The organism is Massilia sp. CF038 (genome assembly GCF_900129765.1).
In the GTDB taxonomy this organism is placed as follows: Bacteria; Pseudomonadota; Gammaproteobacteria; order Burkholderiales; family Burkholderiaceae_D; genus Telluria_A.
Genome location: NZ_FQWU01000002.1, coordinates 1,255,143 through 1,269,467, shown reverse-complemented (window position 1 = coordinate 1,269,467; position 14,325 = coordinate 1,255,143). Strand labels below are relative to the sequence as shown.

At 61.4% G+C, this 14,325-nt stretch carries 12 protein-coding genes; 9 read left to right on the top strand and 3 right to left on the bottom strand.

What is annotated here, in order from left to right:
• Positions 1-7: 7 nt before the first annotated feature.
• The gene (locus tag BUC24_RS16120; protein ID WP_073218298.1) at positions 8-670 is read right to left on the bottom strand and encodes a DJ-1/PfpI family protein; all 663 of its coding nucleotides are present in this window, start codon (positions 668-670) and stop codon (positions 8-10) included.
• A 94-nt stretch (positions 671-764) separates the two neighbouring features.
• Between BUC24_RS16120 and BUC24_RS16115 the strand changes: the two genes are divergently transcribed.
• The 7 genes from BUC24_RS16115 (at position 765) to BUC24_RS16085 (ending at position 10,287) form a co-directional block, all read left to right on the top strand.
• A complete protein-coding gene (locus BUC24_RS16115; protein WP_073220219.1) occupies positions 765-1,757 on the top strand; it encodes a GlxA family transcriptional regulator in 993 nt (330 codons plus the stop codon).
• A 16-nt stretch (positions 1,758-1,773) separates the two neighbouring features.
• A complete protein-coding gene (ugpQ, locus tag BUC24_RS16110) occupies positions 1,774-2,526 on the top strand; it encodes a glycerophosphodiester phosphodiesterase (RefSeq protein ID WP_073218295.1) in 753 nt (250 codons plus the stop codon).
• A 696-nt stretch (positions 2,527-3,222) separates the two neighbouring features.
• A complete protein-coding gene (alaS, locus tag BUC24_RS16105; protein ID WP_073218292.1) occupies positions 3,223-5,832 on the top strand; it encodes an alanine--tRNA ligase in 2,610 nt (869 codons plus the stop codon).
• A 340-nt stretch (positions 5,833-6,172) separates the two neighbouring features.
• On the top strand, positions 6,173-6,400 hold the full coding sequence (locus BUC24_RS16100) for a sulfurtransferase TusA family protein (protein WP_073220216.1): 228 nt from the start codon (positions 6,173-6,175) through the stop codon (positions 6,398-6,400).
• A 193-nt stretch (positions 6,401-6,593) separates the two neighbouring features.
• A complete protein-coding gene (locus tag BUC24_RS16095; RefSeq protein ID WP_073218288.1) occupies positions 6,594-7,343 on the top strand; it encodes an electron transfer flavoprotein subunit beta/FixA family protein in 750 nt (249 codons plus the stop codon).
• Positions 7,344-7,356: 13 nt separating this feature from the next.
• Entirely contained in the window at positions 7,357-8,289 is a 933-nt protein-coding gene (locus BUC24_RS16090; RefSeq protein ID WP_073218285.1) for an electron transfer flavoprotein subunit alpha/FixB family protein, read from the top strand.
• Positions 8,290-8,496: 207 nt separating this feature from the next.
• Complete coding sequence (locus tag BUC24_RS16085) at positions 8,497-10,287, top strand: acyl-CoA dehydrogenase (RefSeq protein WP_073220212.1); 1,791 nt, start codon at positions 8,497-8,499, stop codon at positions 10,285-10,287.
• Between the two features lie 298 nt (positions 10,288-10,585).
• Here the strand turns inward: BUC24_RS16085 and BUC24_RS16080 are convergent, their stop codons facing one another.
• Positions 10,586-11,176 carry a glycine zipper 2TM domain-containing protein gene (locus BUC24_RS16080; protein WP_073218282.1) on the bottom strand — a complete coding sequence of 197 codons (591 nt, stop codon included), beginning with the start codon at positions 11,174-11,176 and terminating at the stop codon, positions 10,586-10,588.
• A 174-nt stretch (positions 11,177-11,350) separates the two neighbouring features.
• On the opposite strand from BUC24_RS16080, the gene BUC24_RS16075 reads away from it, so the two are divergent.
• Positions 11,351-13,333, top strand: a complete 1,983-nt coding sequence (locus BUC24_RS16075) for a hypothetical protein (RefSeq protein WP_143167544.1) — start codon at positions 11,351-11,353, stop codon at positions 13,331-13,333.
• Positions 13,334-13,374: 41 nt separating this feature from the next.
• Here the strand turns inward: BUC24_RS16075 and BUC24_RS16070 are convergent, their stop codons facing one another.
• A complete protein-coding gene (locus BUC24_RS16070) occupies positions 13,375-13,791 on the bottom strand; it encodes an NINE protein (protein WP_073218276.1) in 417 nt (138 codons plus the stop codon).
• A gap of 246 nt (positions 13,792-14,037) precedes the next feature.
• On the opposite strand from BUC24_RS16070, the gene rpsP reads away from it, so the two are divergent.
• Positions 14,038-14,286 (top strand): 30S ribosomal protein S16, encoded by a 249-nt coding sequence (gene rpsP / locus BUC24_RS16065; protein ID WP_073218273.1) that lies wholly within the window; start codon positions 14,038-14,040, stop codon positions 14,284-14,286.
• Positions 14,287-14,325 lie beyond the last annotated feature (39 nt).

Below are 14,325 nucleotides of genomic sequence, written 5' to 3'. Positions count from 1 at the left end.
GCCTGTCTTAAAAGGGGATGTGCCGTGCTGCCAGGCGCTGTGCGGCTGTGCGTTCGACTTGCGCCACCACATCCTTCAAGGCTTGGGCTTGGCCGTCCGGCGTGCCATTTCCAAACGGCGGCGCAGGATAGTATTCAATGCCGAGCTGGATGGTGCGCGCCAGCGTGGTGCCGCCAAGCTGGCCGGCCAGGTAGAGCGCCGTGTCAACGCTGCTGGAAACCCCGGCGCCGGTGAGCAGACGGCCGTCGTGCACAAAACGCTCGGGCAGCACCTCGGCCCCGAATGCGCGTGCCTGTTCGCGTGCAAAATAGTTGGTTGTCACGCGGCGCCCGCGCAGCAAGCCGGCGGCGCCCAGCAGCAGCACGCCGTTGCAGATGCCAATTGTCCAGCTGCTGGCCGGGCTCACGCGTTCAATGCAGGCCAGCAGGGCGCTGTCCTGCAGCGCTGCCTGCACGCCAGGTCCGCCCGGCACATACAGGAGATCGGTGGCATGCAGATCGGCGTAGGACAGGGTGGCCATCAGGCCCAGCGCGCCGCTGTCGGCGGCCACCGGACCTGGCCTCGCGGCGGCAAATTCAAGCGTCATGCCGGGCACATTGGCCAGCACTTCATAGCCGCCCACCACATCAAGGGCGGTAAAGCCGTCAAACAGCAAAATTGAAAGTCGCATTCTGGTTCTCCTGTGGTTGATGGGAGCATTGTGGGCTGTCTCCTGCGTGCCAGGTATTGGCGGCTTCGCCATTTTTTATGGCATTATCGCCAGCATGACGACACAACACATATCGCTGCTCGCTTACCCGGGATGCATGGGAATGGAAGTATTCGGCCTGTCCGACACCCTGCTGTTGGCCAACCGTGTCGCGCAGGCGCTCGAGCCAGGCAGTGCAGCCTTGTTCAGCGTCAGCGTGATCAGCCTGTCCGGCGGCGAGATCGTCGCCGCTGGCGGTCTGCGGCTGGGAACCCAGCGGGCGCCCCGGGCGCCGCGCGGCCTGTTGGTGGTGCCGGGCATGGACCTGGGCAACCGCGCCGCCTGTCTCGCGCCGCATGCCAAGCTGGCGCCCGAGGTGGCCTATATCGCGCGCGCATTTGCCCGCGGCACCCGCGTGGCCGCTGTCTGCGTTGGCGCGTTTTTGCTGGGCGAGGCGGGCTTGCTGGACGGGCGCCGCGCGACCACCTCGTGGATGTTCGCGGCCGAACTGGCACAGCGGTTTCCGGCGGCCAAAGTCGATCCCGCCGCACTCTTGCAGGACGATGGTGGCGTTGCCACCACCGGTTCATTCAGCGCGGCCTTTGACCTGGCGCTCCACTTCATTGGCGCCAGCGCCAGTGCGCGCGTGCGGCGCGCAGTGGCGCGCATGGCGCTGCTCGATGAACGCAGCAGCCAGGCGGCATGGGTTGACCAGCGCATGCTGCCGCGCCCTGCAGCGAGCTTCGCCGCCAACGTGGCGCGCTGGCTCGATCTGCGCCTGGCCGAGTCCTACCACCTGGCGACGCTGGCTGCCGCCTTCCACGTCAGCGGACGCACCTTGCTGCGCCGGTTCAAAGACGAAACGGGCCAGTCGCCGCTGGCGTATTTGCAGCAGGCCCGCATTGGCAAGGCCAAGTTGTTGCTTGAAACAGATGCGTGCAGCGTGGCACAGGTGACCGAGGCGGTGGGCTATGGCGATGTGGCCACCTTCGGCGCGCTGTTCAAGCGCCACGTCGGCCATACGCCGGCCGAGTACCGGCGCCGTTTTCGCGCCGCCGCCGGTCAATAGTGCTAGCATGGCGCCCATGTGGACCTACCCTCGATTTCTCGCGCACCGTGGCGGCGGCAAGCTGGCCCCGGAAAACACCATCGCCGGCTTGCAGTGCGGCCTCGATCACGGCTACCGCGCCGTCGAATTCGACGTCATGCTGGCGCGCGACGGCGTGCCGGTGGTGATGCACGATCCCTACCTGGGCCGCACCGTGGCCGGCAGCGGCAACGTGTTCGATTACGACGCCGCCGAACTGGTGGCCATGGACGCCGGCAGCTGGTTTGGGGCCCGCTTCCAGGGCGAGCCGGTGCCGCTCTTTACCGAGTTTGTCGACTTTTGCCGCACCCACGGCATCTGGATGAATATCGAGATCAAGCCGGCCGACGGCTTTGAAGAGGCCACAGGCAAGGCCGTGGCCGAGCTGACCCGCGCCATCTTCGGGCTGGAGATCGCGCGCGAAGATCCCATGGTGCCGCTGCTGTCGTCGTTCAGTACCGTGGCGCTGGCCGCTGCCAAGGCCGCCGCACCGGATCTGCCGCGTGCTTTGCTGATTGATGACGTTCCGCCCGACTGGCTGGCCCAGGCGCGCGTGCTGGAAGCGGTGGCTGTTCACACCAATCACAAGTTGCTCACGCCGGCGCTGGCCAGGCAGATCAAGGATGCCGGGTTCGGGTTGTTTTGCTACACCGTCAACGATGCCGCGCGTGCCGGGGAAATCATGGCTTGGGGTGTGGACGGCATGTGTACCGACCGGATTGATTTGATCGGGCCTGCGGGTCCACGCTGAGCCGCCCCACATCGCCCTCGCGCAGGCGGGGGCCTATTCCAGTGGTCCGAATCCGGTGAGGCGGCATGGGCACCCGCCTTCGCGAGTGCGATGTAACACTGATCTCCGTGCGCCGCCAAAACATCGCCCTCGCGCAGGCGGGGGCCTATTCCACTTGTCCGAATTCGATGAGGTGGCATGGGCACCCGCCTGCGCGAGTGCGATGTAACACTGATCTCCGTGCGCCGCTACCACATCGCCCTCGCGCAGGCGGGGGGCTATTCCACTTGTCCGAATCCGGTGAGGTGGCATGGGCACCCGCCTTCGCGAGTGCGATGTAACACTGATCTTGGCGCCGCCAAAACATCGCCCTCGCGCAGGCGGGGGGCTATTCCACTTGTCCGAATTCGGTGAGGTGGCATGGGCACCCGCCTTCGCGAGTGCGATGTAACACTTATCTCCGTGCGCCGCTACCACATCGCCCTCGCGCAGGCGGGGGGCTATTCCACTTGTCCGAATTCGATGAGGTGGCATGGGCACCCGCCTTCGCGAGTGCGATGTAACACTGATCTTGGCGCCGCCAAAACATCGCCCTCGCGCAGGCGGGGGGCTATTCCACTTGCCCGAAGTCGGCAAGGCTCCCCTGTGTATATCCCTCCCGGCGACTACGCTATAATCGATTTTTTATAGCATGCTGCTCTTTCTCGCCCAAACGACATGAAATCATCCGAAATTCGCGACAAATTCCTTAAATTCTTCGAATCCAAAGGCCACACGATTGTCCGTTCCAGCTCGCTGGTGCCGGGGAATGACCCCACCCTGTTGTTGACGAACAGCGGCATGGTCCAGTTCAAGGACGTGTTTACCGGCACTGACAGCCGCCCCTACACCCGCGCCACCTCCGTGCAGCGCTGCGTGCGTGCCGGCGGCAAGCACAATGACCTGGAAAACGTCGGCTACACCGCGCGTCACCACACTTTCTTTGAAATGCTGGGCAATTTCAGCTTTGGCGACTACTTCAAGCGCGACGCCATCAACTACGCCTGGGAGCTGCTGACCAAGGTCTACGGCCTGCCGGCCGACAAGCTGACCGTCACTGTCTACATGGAAGACGACGAAGCCTACGACATCTGGGCCAACGAAGTGGGCGTGCCGAAAGAGCGCATCATCCGCATCGGCGACAACAAGGGTGCGCGCTACGCGTCCGATAATTTCTGGCAGATGGCCGACACCGGCCCATGCGGCCCTTGCACCGAGATCTTCTACGACCATGGCGCCGACATCGCTGGCGGTCCGCCTGGCTCGCCCGACGAAGATGGCGACCGTTTCATCGAAATCTGGAACCTGGTGTTCATGCAGTTCAACCGCGACGAAGCGGGCGTGATGCACAAGCTGCCAAAACCATGCGTCGATACCGGCATGGGCATGGAACGCCTGGCCGCCGTGCTGCAGCACGTGCATTCGAACTACGAGATCGACCTGTTCCAGGCCCTTATTAAAGCCGCTGCGCGCGAAACCGGCGCCACCGACCTGGAAAACAAGTCCCTGCGCGTGATCGCTGACCATATCCGCGCGTCCGCCTTCATGATCGTCGACGGCGTCATTCCTGGCAGCGAAGGCCGTGCCTACGTCCTGCGCCGCATCATCCGCCGCGCCCTGCGTCATGGCCACAAGCTGGGTCAGACCAAGGCCTTCTTCTACAAGCTGGTGGCCGATCTCGCCATCGAGATGGGCGCCGCCTATCCGGAGCTGGAAGAAGCCAAGGACCGCGTCGCCCAGATGCTCAAGGCCGAGGAAGAGCGCTTTGGCGAGACGCTGGAAACCGGCATGAAAGTACTGGAAGCGCAGCTGGCCAAAGACGGCAAGGGCATTGACGGCGCGACTGCCTTCACCCTGTACGAAACCTATGGCTTTCCGCCCGATCTGACGGCTGACATTTGCCGCGAGCGCGGTCTGTCGTTCGACCAGGCCGGCTACGACGCGGCTCTGAAAGAAAGCCAGGACCTGTCGCGCAAAGGCGGCAAGACCACCAAGGACAGCAAGGTCGATTACGCGGGCGAAAAGAACAAGTTCGTCGGTTACGACAATCTCGTTTTCAGCAGCAAGGTCGTGGCACTGTATGCCAATGGCAGCGCAGTGCAGGAACTGGCGCCTGGCCAGGACGGCATCGTGGTGCTTGACACCACCCCGTTCTACGCCGAATCGGGCGGCCAGGTGGGCGACCAGGGTGTCATCAGCGCGGGCAGCGCGCAGTTTGTCGTCAGCGACACGCTCAAGATCCAGGCTGACGTCTTCGGCCACCACGGGGTGCTCAAGTCCGGCGCATTGAAGGTGGGCGACGCGGTCAGCGCCAATGTGGATGAAGCGATCCGCGCGCGCACCATCCGCAATCACTCCGCGACCCACCTGATGCACAAGGCGCTGCGCGAAGTGCTGGGCGGCCATGTGGCGCAAAAAGGCTCGCAGGTCGATGCCGAGCGTACCCGCTTCGACTTCTCGCACAACGCGCCGCTGACGGCCGAAGAAATCGCCAAGGTCGAAACCATTGTCAACCGCGAAATCATCGACAACCATGCGACCCAGGCGCAGCACATGTCGTTTGACGACGCCGTCAAGCATGGCGCCATGGCGCTGTTCGGCGAAAAATACGGCGACGAAGTGCGCGTGCTCGACATCGGCACCTCGAAAGAGCTGTGCGGCGGGGTGCACGTGCAGCGCACGGGCGATATCGGCCTGTTTAAAATTGTCGCTGAAGGCGGCGTCGCTTCCGGTATCCGCCGCGTGGAAGCGGTGACGGGCGAGGGCGCGCTGGCTGTGGTGCAGTCGCTCGACAAGAACCTGAAAGAAGCCGCAGGCGCACTGAAAACCCATCCGGACGAACTGACCGCCCGCATCGCCCAGGTGCAGGATCACGTCAAGTCGCTCGAGAAGGAACTGGCCGCGCTCAAGTCGAAACTGGCAGCCGGGCAGGGCGACGAACTGGTGACCCAGGCAGTGGACGTGAACGGTATCAAGGTGCTGGCCGCGACCCTCGACGGGGCCGACGTGGCGCGCTTGCGCGAGACGATGGACAAGCTCAAGGACAAGCTGAAAACCGCCGCCATCGTGCTGGCCAGCGTGGCCGATGGCAAGGTCAGCCTGATTGCCGGCGTGACCGCCGACGCGACGTCCAAGGTCAAGGCGGGCGAGCTGGTCAACTTTGTCGCCCAGCAGGTGGGCGGCAAGGGCGGCGGCCGTCCAGACATGGCGCAAGCTGGTGGTACCGATCCAAGCGGCCTGCCAGCAGCGCTGCAAGGCGTGGCAGCCTGGGTGGCCCAGCGCGCCTAATACCACATCGTCCTCGCGGAGGCGGGGACCCATCCCACGTTGAGCAACTTCGGTCACGTGGAATGGGTCCCCGCCTTCGCGAGGACGACGTTTTAGTGGGGTTTACCTAAGTCCTCATGCCTCCTGCATTCCTGCCGTTCCTCCCCGTTTCTCCCTCTGTCAGCCGCATTAGAACGTGGCAATTGCGACATGTCCATTGTCGTTGTGACCATGCAACAAAAAACTTATATATTGGTGCGGTGCGTCAAATTTATGGAATTCAGGTATATTGACTTCCGTGAGCATGACAACCAACCCAGCAGAGCATTCGATGAGCGATACCACGTTCGACAACGAAATCATGGAATTCCAAAAGGAACTTGATGCCCGCGGTCTCAACTGTCCACTGCCAATCTTGAAAGCCAAGAAGGCATTGGCCGAGATGGCCACCGGGGAAGTGCTGAAAATCGTCGCAACCGATTCCGGTTCCGTGCGCGACTTCCAGGCCTTTGCCAAGCAAACCGGCAACGCCCTGTTGTCGCACTCGCAAAACGGCTTCGAGTTCACGTTTTTGATGCGCCGCAAATAAGCATTTTTCACTGGGGCAGGCTCGTACCTTCGCCCCTTGTTTCCCATTCAATCGCGCGCCCATGAAGATTAGGTGTTTTCCTCTAGCTAAAAATCGCACGATCGTGCTTTAATTTAGTGTTGAAACGATTTTCCTCTTATAATCTAGGCCACTTTAGCAAACGTCACCAATTACATTTCCCAAAGGCATACCTATGAAAGTCCTGGTTCCCGTCAAACGCGTTGTCGATTACAACGTCAAAGTACGCGTCAAGTCCGATGGCAGCGGCGTCGATATCGCCAACGTCAAGATGTCGATGAATCCGTTCGACGAAATCGCACTCGAAGAAGCGATGCGTCTGAAAGAAGCCGGCAAGGTGACCGAAGTGATCGCCGTGTCCTGCGGTGTAACCCAGTGCCAGGAAACCCTGCGCACCGGCATGGCCATTGGTGCCGACCGCGGCATTCTGGTGGAAACCAGCGCCGAACTCGAGCCGCTGGCAGTCGCCAAGCTGCTCAAGGCCCTGGCCGACAAGGAACAGCCACAGCTGATCATCCTGGGCAAGCAAGCCATTGACGACGACTCCAACCAGACCGGCCAGATGCTGGCAGCCCTGCTGGGCTGGCCGCAAGCGACCTTCGCCTCGAAAGTGGTGCTGGAAGACGGTAAAGTGACCGTGACCCGCGAAGTGGACGGCGGCCTGGAAACGCTGGCGCTGACGCTGCCAGCCATCGTCACCACCGACCTGCGCCTGAACGAGCCGCGCTACGTGACGCTGCCAAACATCATGAAGGCCAAGAAAAAGCCGCTTGACGTCGTCAAGCCGGAAGACCTGGGTGTGGATGTGGCCGCGCGCCTGAAGACCCTGAAAGTTGTCGAGCCAGCCAAGCGTTCGGCCGGCATCAAGGTTCCGGACGCCGCAACCCTGGTTGCCAAGCTGCGCACCGAAGCCAAAGTTATTTAATAAAGGACAGATCATGGTCGCATTAGTCATCGCAGAACACGACAACGCATCCCTGAAGGGAAGCACCCACCACACCGTTACCGCCGCTTCGCAGTGCGGTGGCGAAGTCCACATCCTGGTCGCTGGCAGCAACTGCGGCGCCGCCGCAGCGGAAGCTGCGCAGATCGCCGGCGTGACCAAGGTGCTGGTGGCCGACGCCGCTCACCACGCTGACGGCCTGGCCGAAAACGTGGCCGAGCAAGTGCTGGCCATCGCCGGCGCCTACTCGCACATCCTCGCGCCTGCCACCGCCTACGGTAAAAACATCCTGCCGCGCGTGGCCGCCAAGCTGGACGTGGCCCAGATTTCCGAAATCACCAAGGTCGATTCGCCAGACACCTTTGAGCGCCCGATCTACGCCGGTAACGCGATCGCCACCGTGCAGTCGTCCGACAAGGTCAAGGTCATCACCGTGCGCACCACCGGTTTCGATTCGGCTGCCGCCACTGGCGGTTCGGCCGCCACCGAAGCAGTTGGCGCCGTTGCCGATTCGGGCAAATCGTCCTTCGTTGGCCGTGAACTGGCCAAGTCGGACCGTCCGGAACTGACCGCTGCCAAAGTCATCGTGTCTGGTGGCCGTGGTATGGGTTCGGGCGACAACTTCAAGATCCTCGAGCCATTGGCCGACAAGCTGGGCGCAGCCATGGGCGCGTCGCGCGCTGCGGTCGACGCAGGCTTCGTGCCAAACGACTGGCAAGTGGGCCAGACCGGCAAGATCGTGGCGCCATCGCTGTACATCGCCGTCGGTATCTCGGGCGCGATCCAGCACTTGGCCGGCATGAAGGATTCGAAGACCATCGTTGCCATCAACAAGGATCCGGAAGCGCCGATCTTCTCGGTCGCCGACTACGGCATCGTGGGCGATCTGTTCGAAGTCGTGCCAGACCTGGTCAAGCAACTCGGCTGATAGCCAGCGCAAAGACGCATTCCACCATGAGGCAAGAACCCATGGCGGGATGCGTTTTTTTTTGCGGTGTCGTCCTCGCGAAGGCGGGGATCTATAACACATGTCCGAATTCGGTCAGCGTGCTATGGGGCAGGCGCATGCGCCTGCACCTGCGCGAGGGCGATAAAAGTGGCGCTAACTTTTACAGAACAAAACTAGGAGATCATGGTGAGCTACAACGCCCCCATCAAAGACATGCTGTTCGTGATGAACGAACTGGCCGGACTGTCCACCGTCAACGCGCTGCCTGGCTGTGAAGACGCCACCGCCGACACGGTCGAAGCGGTACTCGAAGAAAATGCCAAATTCTGCGGCAGCGTGGTCGCGCCCCTGAACTGGACCAGCGACAAGGACCCGAGCTTCTGGCACGACGGCCAGGTCACCACTGCCAAGGGCTTCAAGGAAGCGTTCAAGAGTTTTGCCGAAGCGGGCTGGCAGGGCGTGCAGCACCCGACCGAATTCGGCGGCCAGGGCTTGCCCAAGCTGGTTGCCACGCCGTGCATCGAAATGCTCAATGCGGCTTCGATTTCATTTGCGCTGGTGGCGCTGCTGTCCGATGGTGCCATTGAAGCGCTGCTGACAGCCGGCTCCGACCAGCAGAAGGCGACGTACCTGGAGCCACTGGTATCAGGCAAGTGGACCGGCACCATGAATCTGACCGAGCCGCAGGCCGGTTCCGACCTGGCTGCCGTGCGCACCCGCGCCGTGCCGCAGGGCGATGGCACCTACAAGATCTTCGGCACCAAGATCTTCATTACCTACGGCGAGCACGACATGGCCGAGAACATCGTGCACCTGGTCCTGGCGCGTACGCCGGACGCGCCCCCTGGCGTGAAGGGCATTTCGCTGTTCATCGTGCCGAAATTCCTGGTCAATGCCGACGGCACCCTGGGCGCGCGCAATGATGCGCACTGCGTCTCGATCGAGCACAAGCTCGGCATCAAGGCCAGCCCGACTGCCGTGCTGCAGTTCGGCGACCATGGCGGCGCCATCGGCACCCTGGTAGGCGAAGAAAACCGCGGTCTCGAATACATGTTCATCATGATGAATGCAGCACGCTTCGGCGTGGGCATGCAGGGCATCGGCCTGGCCGACCGCGCCTATCAGCAAGCGGTGGCCTTTGCCAAAGACCGCGTGCAGTCGCGCGACCTGGCCGGTTCGCCGGGTCCGGTATCGATCATTCACCACCCGGACGTGCGGCGCATGCTCATGTCGATGCGCTCGCAGGTGGAAGCGGCGCGCGCGCTGGCCTACTTCGGCGCGGGCGTGAGCGACGTTGCCCATCACGACGAGAATCCGGACACGCGCGCGGCCAATCTGGCAGTGTACGAATACCTGGTCCCGATCATCAAGGGCTGGTCGACCGAAATGTCGCAGGACGTCACCCGCGACGGCGTGCAGATCCACGGCGGCATGGGCTTCATCGAAGAGACGGGCGCCGCCCAGCACTACCGCGACGCCAAGATCCTGACCATCTACGAAGGCACCACTGCGATTCAGGCCAATGATCTGGTCGGCCGCAAGACAGTGCGCGACGGCGGCGCCGTAGCCAAGTCGATCCTGGCCCAGGTGCGTGCCACCGAAGCGCAGCTGGCAGCGGCCAAGGGTGACGATTTCAAGGCCATGCATCGCGCGTTGACCGAAGGCAGTGCGGCGCTCGAAGCCGTTGTCGACTACGTTGCCGGTAACATGAAGTCCGACATCAAGGGCGTGTTCTCGGGCAGCGTGCTGTATCTGAAGCTCGCTGGCATTGTGCTTGGTGGCTGGATGATGGCGCGCGCGGCGCTGGTAGCGCAGCAGCGGCTCGATGAAGGGGCAGGGGATGCCTCGTTCTACAAGGCCAAGATCGCGACGGCGCGCTTCTTTGCAGACCACATTCTGAGCCAGGCAGCGGGTCTGCGCACGGCAATTGTGGAAGGCAGTGCAGGCGTGCTGGCCTTGAGCGAAGACCAGTTCTAAGCAAACCACCACATCGTCCCCGCCTTCGCGAGGACGATGTGTTTGGCGCTAACTAATTACATATGCGTAATCGACTTGCCCGCATTGCGCACGCGGTGAGCCTGGCAGCGGGTCTGCGCACGGCAATTGTGGAAGGCAGCGCAGGCGTGCTGGCCTAAAGCGAAGAGCAGTTCTAAGCAAACCACCACATCGTCCTCGCGGAGGCGGGGACCTATACCACGTTGAATAACTTCGGTAACGTGGCATGGGTCGCGAGGCGTCGCACCGCCGCCTGCGCGAGGACGATGTGGTTGGCTAATTACATACGCGTAATCGACTTGCCCGCATTGCGCACGCGGTCGCCGCGCTGCAGTTGTGGGTCGTGTTCGAAACCGAAGGTGCGGCGCTGGCCGTTTTCGTATTCGACTTCCACGTTCCAGACCTTGGTCGAATTGGCGCTTTCCTGAATCTTCTTGCCAGCGTAAGCGCCGCCGACCGCACCGGCCACGGTGGCCACCTTGCGGCCGTTACCGCCGCCCACTTGATTACCAAGCAAGCCGCCCACCACGCCACCGCCAATCAGGCCCAGCGCATTGCTTTCGCCTTTGCGGGTCGATACATTGACCGACAGCACCTTGGCGCAATCATTGCAGCCGCCGCCGCGCTGAGCATCATTGCCCGGATTGCGTGCCTTGGCTTCAGCCAGCAGGCGCGTGTTTTCTTCCTTGGCGGCGCGCAGGCATTTCATGCGCTGGCCGTTGTTGCGTTCATCATTGCAGATGGCGCGGTCTTCCGCGTAGCGGGCAGCCGCTTCACGGGTATCCGTCTCGTATTGGTCGCGTGGTGCTGCCTGAGCGCTCAGCATGACAAAACCGAGGATCATGCCTAAGAAATATGGACGTTTTAACATTGTTGTTCTCCTGAATAGTGTATTGTTACGGGTTAAGCAAAAGCATTGTAAGCCAGCTGGTGTGGCGAAAACATTCTTTGTTTCTTCTGCTCACACATTCGTGCGGCCAAATATAATGGTGTGTGGCACAGTTCGTTACGCGAACATGAACAACCCTCTCAGTCAGGAAACGTCGTGAAAACTAAAATCCCGGCCCTCCGCCTGCCGGCGGCCGTAACTCTTGCAATGACGCTGGCTGCCTGCGGCGGCGGCGGTGGTGGCAGCGGCGGTACCACGCCCAATATCGTGCTCACGCCGCCGGACAGCTGCTCGAGCCAGATTCAGATTGTCTCTGATGCAACGGTCGCCAGCGGCAAAGTGGCGGGTGCTGCCGTGTTGTCGTGCGGCGCGCCGCTGCAAAGCGTGGTGTGGTCGCAGGTCAGTGGGCCGCAAGTGGCCTTGAGTGCGGCGGAGACGCCAACCGTGGCCATCGAAACCGCAGGCAAGGTCGGCACTGTGCGTCTGAAAGCCGACGTTGTGCTGGCCAATGGCAGCCCTGCCTCGGCCACTGCCGACATCGTGATTGACGCTGCGCCGGCATCGAGCTACATCACGCTGCGCAACGACCATTCAGTGCGTCCGGGGACGGATACCTCGATTCGTGCCTGGCCTTATCTGGCCGCAAGCGGCGAAACGGTGACCAACATTACATGGACCCAAGTGGCCGGCCCGAAGGTCACGATGGACACCACGGATAAGAGCGTGCTGATGTTCAAATCGCGCGATCTGGCCGACGTGCCGAACGATGTCGCGCTGAAGTTCCGTGCCACGGTGACCACCAGCACCGGCAAGACGGATTCGGACGACGTGATCGTCAGCATTGACCGCCAGGCGGCGACGCCGAACGGCTATATTTTCGAACACACAGCGCGCGTGCATCCGTACCGCAAGGCCAGTGCCTACGCCGGCGTGCTGGCCAAGTGCACCTACGATGTCAGCCTGTACTTCGTCAGCAGTACGAATCATAATCTGTGCCCGGTCTCGACCTTGCCGCTGCTCTCGACTGAAGCCGGCGTCGGCAAGGACGCCAGCATTGAGCAAATCATGGGCCGCGTGCTTGTGTCGCACGATTTCCTGGGCGCGAACTTCCAGAACTTCCTGGAAAATCAGGACCCTGCTGGTGACTTCCGCAAGTTGCTGGGTGGCGTGACCGCGATTGTGATCGGTTCGCATGTGCGTCCGAGTTTCTACACGGTGGGCACTGGCGCAATTTACCTTGATGCCAATAATCTGTGGATGACACCCGAGCAGCGCGATGTGGTGACCGAGGTGCCTGACTATCGCTCCAGCTTTGGCGACAGCCTGAATTTCACCGGTCTCGGCCGCATTGTGCAGAACAATGACTATGTGCTGGAAAGCTATCCGATCTACGAACGTGATACGCGTCCGATTACCCAGGTACAAGTGGTGCTCGGCCGTCTGATGTACCACGAACTGGCCCACGCCAACGATTTCTTCTCGCCAAACGACCGCAATTTGAATGGTGCTTTGCCTATCTATCTGAATGCCATTCCACGCTTGGATAGCTTGGCGCTACCATCGGATGCGCTGGCCAAGGCGTATCCGCTGACGTCGCCGCAGATGAAACGTCTCGGTCAAATCCTGTATTTGGGCAAACCAGCCGAGCCTTTCGAGAAAGCCTACACGGCGGCGCAAGTGGGTGCCTTCTTCGAGGCTGACGTTGCCAATGACGACTATGCGTATTCGATCAACGGCACCGACAGTTCGCGCGAAGATCTGGCGATGCTGTTCGAAGAATTCATGGTCAGCTATCGCTACAACTTCCAGTATGACGTGGCTTACACCAACGCCTTCAAGGATGGCGATACCGCTGAAACGCTGATCGTTGGCTGGGGCCAGCGTGGCCGCATTGGCGCACCTGGTGTCAAGCCGCGTATCAAGCTGGTGTTGCAGAAGATCGCTCCGTGGATCGATCCTGCCGAAGTGGATTTGCTGCCTGCCCCTATTCAGATGAAAGTGGGCAAGAGCTGGGCGGCCAACCTGAATCCGGCCACCGCCCTGAGCAGTTCCAGTGTGCGTCCGGCCAGCTTCATGACCGGCACCGCCAGCAAGCAGCAAGTGCGTGACGATATGGCAAACCGCCGTGCCGCGCACTAAGTAGATGCAGTAAGAGCAGTACTGCGGCTGAGTCCTTAGACTCAGCCGTAGGCGCCGCCTGTGTAGCTCAGGTCGACAAAGCGCGTCATCGTCAGAATCAGGGCGGTGGTTCCAACCAGCATGGTCGCTACCAGCAGCACGGCGACGATCCAGCTGGTGTCGGACTTCTTGCCGGAGCCGGCATTGAAGGCCGCGTCAAATTTCTCATCCGGCATCAGGCCGATGATGAGTGTCTCCAGATAACCCACCAGAAACGAGATGGCAACAGGCAGCAGCTTGTAGAATTCGTTCGCCTGTGGCATCAGACCGATCACCAGACCGGCAATGGGCACGCTGGCCACATGCATCAGTCCGATCTTGTCGAGACTGCCACGCAGGTAAAAGCGGTGCGCGCCAAGGCCGCCTGCAAGCAAGGCGAGGAAGGTGGCGAAGGTCTTGTTTTTGTGTGAAGTAGGCATGAAAAAAGATCGTAAAAGGCAGTCTGGGGCGGCTGCAAAGGCGCCAGTATCGGTCAAAACTGCCGCGTTCACGCAGTTTTCTCCATTTTGACAGGGCAGGGGCATTGGCGCTGCCGGCCAAAATAGGCGATAATGCTCGATTCTTCCCGATGTGCGCGCCTTGTTGTCATTAACGCTTGCTGCTGTGCGGCGGAGCGCGCTATAATTGTCGGCTTTTTCCGCCCAGCACAACTTTTTGGAATTATTATGGTCGTTATTCGTTTAGCACGTGGAGGCGCCAAGAAGCGCCCATTCTTCAACATCGTTGCAACGGACTCGCGCAATCGCCGCGATGGCCGCTTCATCGAGCGCATTGGTTTCTACAACCCAATGGCAGCCGGTGCTGAAGTTGGCCTGCGTATCGCCGCAGACCGTCTGGCTCACTGGCAAGGCGTTGGCGCACAACTGTCGCCAACCGTTGCACGTCTGGTTGCAAGCCAGCCAAAAGCAGCTTAATTGTCTGTTTCAGGTTTGAGCGGTCCGGCAGCATCCGGG

Coding starts and splice junctions, on each gene's coding strand:
- BUC24_RS16120 (WP_073218298.1), bottom strand. CDS start 670: ATGCGACTTTCAATTTTGCTGTTTGACGGCTTTACCGCCCTTGATGTG.
- BUC24_RS16115 (WP_073220219.1), top strand. CDS start 765: ATGACGACACAACACATATCGCTGCTCGCTTACCCGGGATGCATGGGA.
- ugpQ (WP_073218295.1), top strand. CDS start 1,774: ATGTGGACCTACCCTCGATTTCTCGCGCACCGTGGCGGCGGCAAGCTG.
- alaS (WP_073218292.1), top strand. CDS start 3,223: ATGAAATCATCCGAAATTCGCGACAAATTCCTTAAATTCTTCGAATCC.
- BUC24_RS16100 (WP_073220216.1), top strand. CDS start 6,173: ATGGAATTCCAAAAGGAACTTGATGCCCGCGGTCTCAACTGTCCACTG.
- BUC24_RS16095 (WP_073218288.1), top strand. CDS start 6,594: ATGAAAGTCCTGGTTCCCGTCAAACGCGTTGTCGATTACAACGTCAAA.
- BUC24_RS16090 (WP_073218285.1), top strand. CDS start 7,357: ATGGTCGCATTAGTCATCGCAGAACACGACAACGCATCCCTGAAGGGA.
- BUC24_RS16080 (WP_073218282.1), bottom strand. CDS start 11,176: ATGTTAAAACGTCCATATTTCTTAGGCATGATCCTCGGTTTTGTCATG.
- BUC24_RS16070 (WP_073218276.1), bottom strand. CDS start 13,791: ATGCCTACTTCACACAAAAACAAGACCTTCGCCACCTTCCTCGCCTTG.
- rpsP (WP_073218273.1), top strand. CDS start 14,038: ATGGTCGTTATTCGTTTAGCACGTGGAGGCGCCAAGAAGCGCCCATTC.